General features: G+C 56.5%; 8 protein-coding genes. 6 read left to right on the top strand and 2 right to left on the bottom strand.

The genetic code is table 11. The features are described from left to right. Window positions 1-922: inositol 2-dehydrogenase (gene iolG, locus DW088_RS13690; protein ID WP_118361383.1), on the bottom strand; the 922-nt coding region annotated here is incomplete at its 3' end. A gap of 339 nt (window positions 923-1,261) precedes the next feature. Between iolG and DW088_RS13685 the strand changes: the two genes are divergently transcribed. The 6 genes from DW088_RS13685 (at window position 1,262) to ybaK (ending at window position 10,029) form a co-directional block, all read left to right on the top strand. After that, window positions 1,262-2,284, top strand: a complete 1,023-nt coding sequence (locus DW088_RS13685; RefSeq protein WP_118361381.1) for a LacI family DNA-binding transcriptional regulator — start codon at window positions 1,262-1,264, stop codon at window positions 2,282-2,284. Window positions 2,285-2,297: 13 nt separating this feature from the next. Next, window positions 2,298-3,575, top strand: coding sequence for a TolC family protein (locus tag DW088_RS13680; protein ID WP_158574707.1), 1,278 nt, complete (start codon window positions 2,298-2,300; stop codon window positions 3,573-3,575). A 19-nt stretch (window positions 3,576-3,594) separates the two neighbouring features. Continuing rightward, entirely contained in the window at window positions 3,595-4,860 is a 1,266-nt protein-coding gene (locus tag DW088_RS13675) for a TolC family protein (RefSeq protein WP_158574706.1), read from the top strand. A 56-nt stretch (window positions 4,861-4,916) separates the two neighbouring features. Next, window positions 4,917-6,095, top strand: a complete 1,179-nt coding sequence (locus DW088_RS13670; RefSeq protein ID WP_158574705.1) for an efflux RND transporter periplasmic adaptor subunit — start codon at window positions 4,917-4,919, stop codon at window positions 6,093-6,095. 6 nt (window positions 6,096-6,101) lie between these two features. Next, complete coding sequence (locus DW088_RS13665; RefSeq protein WP_118361373.1) at window positions 6,102-9,212, top strand: efflux RND transporter permease subunit; 3,111 nt, start codon at window positions 6,102-6,104, stop codon at window positions 9,210-9,212. A gap of 337 nt (window positions 9,213-9,549) precedes the next feature. Then, window positions 9,550-10,029, top strand: coding sequence for a Cys-tRNA(Pro) deacylase (ybaK, locus tag DW088_RS13660; RefSeq protein WP_118361371.1), 480 nt, complete (start codon window positions 9,550-9,552; stop codon window positions 10,027-10,029). A 195-nt stretch (window positions 10,030-10,224) separates the two neighbouring features. Here the strand turns inward: ybaK and DW088_RS13655 are convergent, their stop codons facing one another. Then, the gene (locus DW088_RS13655) at window positions 10,225-10,998 is read right to left on the bottom strand and encodes a hypothetical protein (RefSeq protein WP_118361369.1); all 774 of its coding nucleotides are present in this window, start codon (window positions 10,996-10,998) and stop codon (window positions 10,225-10,227) included. Between the last annotated feature and the right edge of the window lie 46 nt (window positions 10,999-11,044).

Raw genomic sequence — 11,044 nt, 5'->3', positions numbered from 1 at the left:
GGGTATCGTTGTTGATTGCATCAACGAAGGAGATAACCTGGTTGATGAATGCCTGGTTGTAACGCTCGAGGAAGAACCACAGCGGCTTCTCGGAGTGAGCGCCGTCCTTGGTCAGTACGGTGGTGGTGTTCAGCAGGTCGTTGGCATCGGAAGCCATGCCCTTAGAGCCGAACGCCTCAACGCGCTGGTCGTAGCCGTAAACTGCCTGACGGGAGTTGTTGATAACAGCGATGCAGCCGTTAGCCATCTTCATGGTAACAACAGCGGTGTCAACGTCCGGAATACTGGACTCTTCCTGCAGGTTCGGGTTAACGAGGCAGGAACCAACAGCGGAGATCTCAACAGCCTCGGAACCGGTTACGTAGCGAACCATATCGAAGTCGTGGATCATCATATCGTAGAAGATACCGCCGGAAACTGCAACGTAGGAAGCCGGGGGCGGCTCCGGGTCACGGGAGGAAACGATAACGATATGCGGATCGCCGATCGTGCCGTCCTTAACTGCGTCTGCAACTGCCTTGTGGTTGTGGTCGAAGCGGCGGTTGAAGCCTACCTGGAACTTAACGCCCTTCTCCTCAACGAGTGCGAGCAGCTTCTTGATCTTGTCGATATCATAGTCGATCGGCTTCTCGCAGAATACGTGCTTGCCAGCCTGAACTGCTGCCATGGAAACATCGCAGTGCGTATCAGTGGAGGAGCAAACGAATACTACGTCTACCTCAGGATTGTTGATAACGTCCATAAAGTCGGTGGAAACGTTGGTGATCTTGCGCTCTGCCAGCCACTCGCGTGCGCCGGACTTATCAAGCATCGGGTCAGCAGCAGCTACTACCTGAACGCCCGGTACGGAGTTGATCAGGTTGTTAATGTGCAGCTTGCCGATTCGGCCGCAGCCTACAACGCCAATTTTCAAAATGCCCATTGGAATTCTCTCCTTTTATATAAGGTGATTCTATTATAAACCACTTGCGGGTGTGCTTCAAGGGTGCAGCGTATTTTTCAGCGCACCGCCCAATTTTGGGGCTTCGGTTTGGTGAAAAATAGCAAAGCGGAGCGCAAAAAAATCGTGCAAAATATCCGTGCATTGTGCTAAAATAGAAAATGCACAGGAAAATGCAACACATTGCACGTTGGTGTCTAAAATGCGGTGAAACGCTTGTGCGCTTTACTGCACTATGATAAAATATGAACGTATTGTGGCAAAAATGTGTCTTTTAGGGATAAAAGAGGATACATGGATGCCTGAAAAGGAGAATATCTTATGAAGGTAACTGCACAGTGGATCGCAGAGCAGTGCGGCGTATCGCGTGGAACAGTGGACCGAGTTGTAAACGGCCGACCGAATGTAGCGCCGGAGGTGCGGGAGCGCGTGCAGAAAATAATCAGCGAATACGGCTACAAAACGCCGTCGCAGCGGCAGGCCGCCCGTGTGGGACACGGCGCGTTCCGCATCGGCGTGATTCTGCCGAGCTGGGATGCGTTTTTCATCCGCCGGATGCGTGAGGGCATTCGCGTGGCTGTACACAACCGCGGATTAAATGATGTAAATGTGCTGGTGGAGGAGCTGAAAAATCGCTCGCACCGTGCGTATTTCGAGGCCATCGGACGCATGGAGGAGCGCGGCATTGACGGTCTCATTGTCACCGCGCCGGACACGGTAGCGATGAGTGAGGAGATCGACCGACTGGTCGCAATCGGCATTCCGGTCGTTACCTGCGACTCGGATGTGCGGCAGAGCCGCCGCCTGTATCATATCGGACAGAACATGGTCAAATCCGGCCGGATTGCCGCCGGACTGCTTGCACCGTACGTTGAGGGACAGGATGTGCTCGTCGTTACCGGCAACCGTGAATTCACGGCGCACGGACTGCGTGTGCGCGGCTTCCTTGACCGTCTGCACGAGATTTTTGATGATAACGTAAACGTCAACGTCATCGAGAGCGTCGAGCAGTATGAGCTGACCTACGACGGCGTACTGCAGCAGGTGCGGCAGAACCCGCGTCTGCGCGGTATTTATATGGCAAACGAGTCCGTGCGCGGCTGTATGGACGCGCTCGAGCGCGCAAAGCCCAATCGACGCATTCACGTTGTCTGTCACGATCTGACGCCGCATGCGCGCCAGTATTTGGAGGACGGACGGCTGGATTTCATCGTCGATCAGGATTTTTCGGCGCAGACGACGCGCGCGATCGAAGTGCTGGCGCATACACTGCGTACCGGAGAGTCGCCGCGGCAGAGCATCGAATACATTCACACCAGCATTATCACAAGGGAATTGTTGTGAGAAAGGAGCCTATATGAAAGCAAACTGGAAGCGCACACTGCTGTCTCTGGTGTTGTGCGCCGGATTTGTATGGCCTGCAGGTGCGGTAAGCACCGGACAACCGGCGGCATCGCAGACCGGGATGAGCACCACGCAGAGCAAACCGGCGGCTTATACCGTCAAGAAAATGGGTTTGCTGGGCGTCAAGCGCACCGTGGAGAGCGACAATAACACGGTGAAAATGCTGAACAAAACGGCAGCTTCTCTGGACAGCAGCTCGTATATGTCGGGTTCGGCGTCCGGTGCGACCGGCGAGAGCGAGATGGAAATCTACGCTGCGCTGATTGAAAATATGAAAAAGGCCATGGACAGACTGGATACAACCAGTGATCTTTATAAGACCTATGCGGCACAGTTAAAGGTATTAGAGGATTACCAGACCAGCCTGAACCAGAACGCGGTCAGCGGCATGCAGCAGGCGATGGCCATGCTGTCCCAGCTGGATGACGCGGCGTACACGCTGCGCAAGCAGGCGAAAAACGTCTCCGGTCAGCTGGCGCTCGGTGCACAGACCATGCTGATTACCATTAAAAATCTGGGCTACACCAAGGAAAACCTGCAGGTAACGCTCACACAGCTGGACCGCAATCTGGCTGTGCTGAAAACGCAGAGAAAACTCGGCATGATTGGGCAGCTGCAGCTTGACACGGTGCAGAATCAGCGCGACAAGCTGGCGCAGTCCATCGACACGCTGGAGACCACCCGCGAAAACCTCGGTTCGAGCGTTGCGCTCATGTGCGGTCTGGACGCGAACACCATCGTGATGCCGGCCGACTTTGAAACGCTGTACGAGGGCAATCTGGATAAGATGTCCTATAATAAGGATTTGGAGCTGGCACAGAAGAACAGCTTTCTCATCTGGCAGAAGCAGGACGCTGTGCGCAGCGCATACAATTCGTACGACAAGAACATCAGCGGTACCGCCGAGGCGGTCAAGTCCGCTGAGGACGCACTGGCGGCGGCCAGGGAGTCGGTAGTGGCTGCCTTCGACAGCACCTACAAGACCGTCAAGGACTGCCGGACGACTCTGGCAGCCAAGCGAACCGCGCAGTCGCAGGCGGAGCTTGACCTGAAAACCGCGACCGTCAAGTACAGGAAGGGCATCATTTCCAAGCTGGCGTATCAGCAGGCGCAGGATGCCGTAACGACCGCAAAGCTGAATGTGGAAAGCGCGTATCTGTCGCTGTATACCGCATATAACCAGTACGAATGGGCCAAGGAAGGCGTACTTATCACCACCGCAGCCGCATAAGAGAGGAGTATATATTATAATGAAACGAACCATTGCAGCCGGTCTTTCCGCCGCTCTGCTGTGCGGCATGGTCGTACCGGCGTTTGCCGCCGATACCAAGACTGCGACGAACACCACCGGCACCACTCAGACCCAGCCGACGGCGCCGGTCAAGCTGACGTTTGACAAGCTGGAGGAGACCGTCCGCCGGAACAACGTCACCATCAAGGCGAACAACAACACCGTGCTCAGCGCGGAAAAGACCGATGTAAGCGACCGGTACATCGAAAGCTATTTCCAGCTTTCTGAGCAGATTTCATCCTACCGGAAGCAGATCAAGGAACTGCAGAAAACGCTGAAGGAACTGGGAACCGACGAGGCGAACGCCGGTCTGCGCAAGACGCTTGAGAGCCAGATTTCCATCCTGCAGCGCAATCTGGCAGCCGCCGAAGCATCGTATAAGAACCTCGACGACGACGAGGACGACGCCGAGGAGGATCAGGAGAAAACGGTTGATAACACCCGCCGTCAGATGCAGAATGCAGCCGATGAGATCTGCCTGAGTGCGGAAAACACGTACATTTCTCTGCGCGGCATGAAGTATACGCTCAACCAGACAAACCGCAGTATTCAGCAGCTTGACCGCAACATTGCGACTGTGCAGAAGCAGGTAAAGCTGGGGATGACCGGTGTAAATACGCTCAAGAGCCTGCAGGCACAGCGAGAGAGCGCCGTTGCCAGCAAGGCCTCGCTGACCACGCAGGTAGAGGCGCTGACCAACACGCTCGCTATCCAGTGCGGCTATACCACCGGTACGCAGATCGAAACGAGCGATCTTCCGGTCGTAACCGCCGAGCAGGTCACCTCCATTGATTATAACAAGGATCTTGCCGAGGCGCTCAAGAACAGCTACGCGATCTACTCCAAGGAGTACGCAATGCAGACCGCGTCCGACGATTACGAGAACAATAAGACCAACACGCTGTATGCTTATCAGGCAGCCAAGATCGACCGCGACGCACAGAAGGAGAGCACGACCGCTTCTTTCCGCAAGCTGTATACCGACCTGCAGGAGAAGCAGACCGCGCTTGCTGCGGCGGACGCCGATCTCGCACAGGCAAAAAAGACGTTTTCGGTAAGTCAGGTGCAGTACACGCGCGGCATGATCTCCAAGATGGCGTACACGGATGCGCTTGATACCTTCACCACCGCACAGGAGACCGAGGTTGCAGCGCGTATTGATCTGCTGACCGCCTACAACACCTATCAGTGGGCAAAACGCGGTGTAATTACGGCAACAGCTTGATAAGCTGACCGCTTTTGCGAATATAGCAGATATGTATAATGAATTGGAGGACCCCGATGAGCAATAGCAAACGAATCCTTGCGGCGCTGCTGGCCGGTGCGATGGTACTGTGTGCAGGCTGCGGCAAGGAAGAGGAAACCGAGGAGGAAAGCTCAAACAGCACTGCGGTTGAGGTAACCGATGTTACCTCGGGTGCGATGAGCTCGGAGTACACGCTGAATGGCAAGATTGCCGCCGTCAATGAGGTGCAGGTGTTCCCGCTGCTGGCAGGTCAGGTGCAGACGCTGAACGTCAGCGAAGGCGACACGGTTTCCAAGGGTCAGACCCTGTTTACGGTGGATACCTCGACGGTTACTTCGACGATGAGTTCGCTGCAGCAATCCTACAGCGCTACCAAGACCGCGACCGACCGTGCGATCGAATCCGCGAAGATCGGTGTGGAGCAGGCGGAGCTTGCCGTCAGCAACACCGAGGCGCTGCTTGAAGCGGGTGCGGCTGCCGAGCAGGATCTGACCAAGGCTAAGCAGGCACTGACGCAGGCGCAGGCAGGTGTCGCGCAGGCTGAGGCCCAGCAGTCCGCGTCTCTGGCGCAGATTCAGGCGTCTATGGACCAGATCAACAAGCAGGCAAGCCTTGGCACGGTAACCGCTCCGTGCTCGGGTACGGTTACGGCTGTAAACGTAGACCGCGGCGGCATGGCATCCTCGGCGCAGCCGAGCGTGGTTATTGCCGAGAACGGTGCGGTTGAGGTGCAGGTTTCTGTCGCTGAGGACGTATTCACCGGCATCAAGGTCGGCGATACCGCAGGCGTCACGGTTTCCGCTGTCTCCAAGGAGCCGATGAACGGTACGGTCAGCACGCTGCCGGCGGCTGCCAATGCACAGACCAATCTGTATGACGTTTCGGTTTCTCTGCCGTCCGGCACCAAGCCGCCGATCGGCGCGTTTGCTACCGTCACCTTCTATACCGACCGCCGCGCAAGCACGATTTCCGTGCCGACCGAGTCCATCCTGACCGGCAACAACAACGAGCAGTATGTGTTCACCGTAAATGCGGATGGCACTGCCGCAACCCGCGTTACCGTCACTACCGGACTGGTTACCAAGGATTCGACCGAGATCGTTTCCGGCCTCAAGGCGGGCGACCGGGTTGTTACCAAGGGTCAGTCCTATCTGTCGGACGGTGCAGCCGTGCATGTCGTCACCTCGGACGCCGCAGACGGCGGGGAGGGCTAAGCGCGCATGAAATTCGCACAAACCTTTATCAAACACCATGTAATGACCATCCTGCTGTACATACTGGTCGTTGTGTTTGGCTTTTACAGCTTCCAGAACCTTCCGCTGGCGCTCATGCCGTCCATGGAGGTTCCGGCAGCGGTTGTTTACGCTACTTACCCGGGTGCCGGCCCGGAGGATATTGAGCAGCAGGTAACCAAAAAACTCGAGGGTGCGGTAGCGGGTCTGTCCGGTCTGGATACGCTCCAGTCCACCTCGTCCGAGAATATGGCTATGCTGGTCATCCGGTTTACGAATGATACCGATATGGATCAGGCAATGACCGACCTGCGCGACAAGGTTGCACAGGTAAAGAGCCAGCTGCCGGATGACGCATCCGACCCGACCGTTATGTCGATTGATATTGACTCCATGCCGGTCGTGCAGGTCGCGCTGCGCGGCAACGATCTGGCTTCTCTGCAGTCCATCGCCGAGGACGAGATTCAGCCGGCGCTCGAGCGTCTGGACGGCGTAGCGTCTGTTGATATTTCGGGCGGCTACGAGCAGGAGATCGCAGTCCACACGGACGCCTCCCGCCTGAAGGGCTACAACCTGACCATTTCGTCCATCGGTCAGCAGCTCGGCGCGGACAACATCGCCATTCCGGGCGGCGATCTGGATAACGGTTCGCAGACGCTGGCTGTCCGCACGGACGGCGAGTATTCGTCCATTGATGATGTTAAGAACGCTCTGATCTCGCTTCCGGCAGGCGGCACGGTCCGTCTGAGCCAGATTGCGGATGTTTCCATGCAGCCCAAGGATCAGGATGCCATCTCCAAGGTTGACGGCGAGGAGTGTATCATCCTGTCGGTCAACAAGCAGTCCGGCTCGAACACCGTGCAGATCGCCGAGCTGGCAAAGGCTGAGTTTGACTCCCTGCTTAAGAGCAACGATTCCCTGCAGTGGAATATCGTTATGGATCAGTCCGACTATATCAACATGACGGTTGATAACGCTATTCAGAACATCTGGATGGGCGTGCTGTTCGCCGCGATCGTGCTGTTTCTTTTCCTGCGCGACTTCGGCGCGACCATGGCTGTTACCATCGCAATGCCGTGCTGTATCCTGTTTACGTTCCTGATTATGAACGTGCTGGGCATTACGCTGAACATGATGTCGCTCGGCGGTATCACGCTCGGCGTAGGTATGATCGTGGATAACTCCATCGTTGTTCTGGAGAACATCTTTACCTATCGAGCGGACGGCTACGACCGTCTGGAGGCCTGCACCAAGGGCACCGGCGAGGTCATCGGTGCAGTTATCGCCTCCACGCTGACCACGGTCGCCGTATTCCTGCCGATCGCACTTTCCGGCGGCATGGCCGGCATGATGTTCAAGGAATTCTGTATCACCATCGTAGCGCTGCTGCTCAGCTCGCTGATCATTTCCATCACGCTCGTGCCGCTGCTGTGCTATTTCCTGCTCGGCGGCACCAAGCAGCAGAGCATCAAGCCGCAGGGCTCGGGCGCAACGCCGATCACCGAAAAGCCGCTGTCGCGTGCATACCGCAGTTCGCTGAATTTCCTGATCACCCACCGCTGGGCAGGCGTCGCGCTGACCGTTGTCATCTGTATTGTCAGCGTGCTCAGCGTCAGCCAGGCGGGCATGGAGCTCATCCCGGAGATGGATGAGGGTCAGGTGAGTGTTGCGGTTTCCATGCCGAACGGTTCGACTATGGAGGACACTGCCGCTATCGAGGACCGCATTGCGGCCATCGCAGTTGATACCATCCCGGAGCTGGAGCAGATCTACTACTCGACCGGTTCTTCGACCTCGATCATGTCCTCGTCCTCGGGCGCAAGCGTTACCATTTCGCTGGTAGATCTCGATCAGCGTGACCGCTCGTCAGCGGATATCGCCAAGCAGCTGCGCCATGACCTGCAGGATATTGCAGGCTGTGAACTGACGGTTTCGACCAGCAGCACCATGTCGATGTCCACGGATTCGGACATCAGCGTTGAGCTGACCGGCGATGACTACGACCAGCTGGCTGAGACGGCAGACGATCTGGCAAACCAGATCAGCGCCCTGCCGGATGCCATCAATGTTGAGTCCTCGGCAGGCGAGCAGACCCCGCGTGTTGCCGTTAAGATCAACCGCGAGAATGCGTCTCGCTTCGGTCTGAATGCGGCCACCATTGGCGGTCTGGTTCGTGGTGAGCTGACCGGATCGACCGCGACCACGCTCCGCATGAACGGTGAGGAATACGACGTTACCGTCGCCGGCGACGAGGATGTAGCAACCAGTCTGGACGCACTGCGCTCCATGCAGATTCCGACCATGACCGGCGGCACCGTACCGCTGTCCATGGTGGCGGATGTCTACACCGAGCTCAGCCCGCAGTCCATCGTGCGCAAGAACCAGAAGGAGACCGTAACCATCACCGGTGAAAGCGAATCCGGCGACAGCAATGCCATTAAGGCAGCCGTTGACGACATTGTTGCCAAGTACGAGCTGCCGGACGGCGTAGAGGTCGGCGAAGGCGATACCGCTGCTTCGCAGATCGCGGAAACCACCGGTACGCTGATGCTGGCCCTTGCGGTGGCAATTATGCTGGTATACTTCATTCTGGCAACGCAGTTCAACTCGTTCTCGCTGCCGATTGCAATCATGCTGATCCTGCCGATCGGTCTGCTTGGCTCGATGATCCTGCTGTGGCCGACCGGAAATCATGTTTCCATGGTCGCACTGCTCGGTGTTATCATTCTGGCCGGTACAGTCGTCAACTCGTCCATCGTGCTGATCGACTATACCCTGCAGCGCCGTCAGCGCGGTGAGGATAAGAATACGGCTATCCTGAACGCATGTCCGCGTCGTGTCCGTCCGGTGCTGATGACCGCTATGACCACTATCCTCGGCCTTGTGCCGATGGTATGCTCGAGCGGCGAAGGCTCCGAAATGATGAAGCCGATGGGTGTTGTCATGATGACCGGTATGGTTATCTCCACCATTGCAACGCTGTTCATCACTCCGGTTTACTATTCGCTGACCGACAGCGTCGCTGCCCGCCTTTCCGGCCTGTTTAAGAAAATCAAGCTGCCGAAGTTTAACTTCCATAAGAAAAATCCGCAGCAGTAAGCAAAAAGGGAACCGATTTCGGTTCCCTTTTTGAATTGAGAATAGATAATGGAGAATGAATGGCGGGCAAAATGGGTACCGCAGTTGTCCAATGTCTGTACAGTCTACCCCGTAGGGGAGCACAGTGTGCTCCCGCACCCATTTAACGATGGCTTGGGCGATCACGGTTCGCCCCTGCGGGTATGCGCGTGCAAATGAATTTACAAATGACGTATTGATTCAACCGCCGCGATAATCTTCCATTCTTCATTCTCAATTTTCAATTCCGATATTCCCTTGCATATCGCACAAGTGAAGTCTATAATATTTGTATAAATTGCAGATAGGAGCGAACAATATGGCTTCGGATAAAACAAATGTAATGCGTGTGCTCGAGCAGCACAAGATCGCCTATAAGCCGCACGAATACCCGCACGGCAAGGACGCCGTAGACGGTGTTTCGGTTGCGGAACTGCTCGGCCAGAACCCCGATCAGGTATTCAAGACGCTGGTTGCACGAGGCAAATCGGGCGGCTTTCATGTATTCGTTATTCCGGTCGCAAAGGAGCTTGACCTGAAAAAAGCAGCCAAGGCGGCAGGCGAAAAGTCGGTCGAGATGGTGCATGTCAAGGAACTGTTGGGCCTTACAGGATATGTACGCGGCGGCTGCTCGCCGGTGGGCATGAAGAAGGCGTTCCCGACCGTGTTTGACGAGAGCGTGAACAATGTCCCGACCGTGATGGTCTCTGCGGGCAAGATCGGTTTCCAGATCGAATGTGCACCGGCGGATCTCATCAAGCTGGTACGCGCCACAACCGCGCATATCACGACGGATTAAGGCAATACTGCATGATTAAACAAGAGCGATTTGCGAGTGGATTTTGTGCACTGACGAGGCGCGGTTTTGCGGTAATACTTGATGTATTACCGTAGAATCAGCGGCAGCGCGACCAGAGCCTGCGCAAGGGACCGCTATAAAGTCAGGGTGCAAAATTTCCGCAAAGCGCCGCAGTCTTAATTGTGCAGTGTTGCCTTACGTCTGCGGCTTCAGCAGCCCTGCCGCATCCGGAAACAGCGCGAACACATTCTGCACGCCGCAGCCCGCCAGCTGTGCCAGCTTGGCCGCCAGCGTGGAATCATCGTCGTACAGGACAAAGTGTGCCTGTCCGTCTGCATTCATGTAGGTGAAGTATTTCGCGCACAGCTCGCGCGAAAAGAACGGCTGTGCGCCGGTCTGCGCGAGCAGCGCGGCTCTTGCTGCGGCACTGAGCGAAACGCCGTTCGGCGTGGGTGACGGCAGGGTGAAATTCTGCGAAACCGGCTGCAGAAACGCGGCAATCCGCGCAGCGCCGTAAATGCCCTGCAGGGAGGAAATGTACTCGGTCAGACTGCCGCCCGAAATCGCGGTGGAGACCGTGAGTATCGCGTGCGACAGCGTGCGTCCGCACTCGAGCGGCACATACAGCGGAATATCCGCATCGTACAGTGCTTCGTCGAATGCGGCCAGCAGGCGGCGGTTCAGCGGCGTATCGTGTTCAAAATCCGCGAATACGCCGGGCGCTTCCGTACGCCGCGCTTCGAAAACCAGATCGGCGGCAATGCGCTCTGCGCTGCAGAAGTTGATAGCCTGCGGCGGGTCGGTCACGCCGAGCAGGCAGTGCCGCTGCACCGCGGACACCTTGAGCCGCTGCAGCGCTCCGGACGGTGAAATACCAAGGCAAAGCTGCAAAACCGGCATGCCGAGCGAAGCGGCTTTCGTTGTGTCGCGTCCGGTGCATACCAGAATAAGATTTTTCGTGTAGACCATAATCGTCAACTCCTTGATGATAGAAATACGTTGGAACGGCCCGCGG

The organism is Butyricicoccus sp. AM05-1, assembly GCF_003474415.1.
In the GTDB taxonomy this organism is placed as follows: Bacteria; Bacillota; Clostridia; order Oscillospirales; family Butyricicoccaceae; genus Agathobaculum; species Agathobaculum butyriciproducens.
The sequence above is the reverse complement of the archived record's forward strand: the minus strand, read 5'-3'. Positions and strand labels throughout refer to the sequence as shown.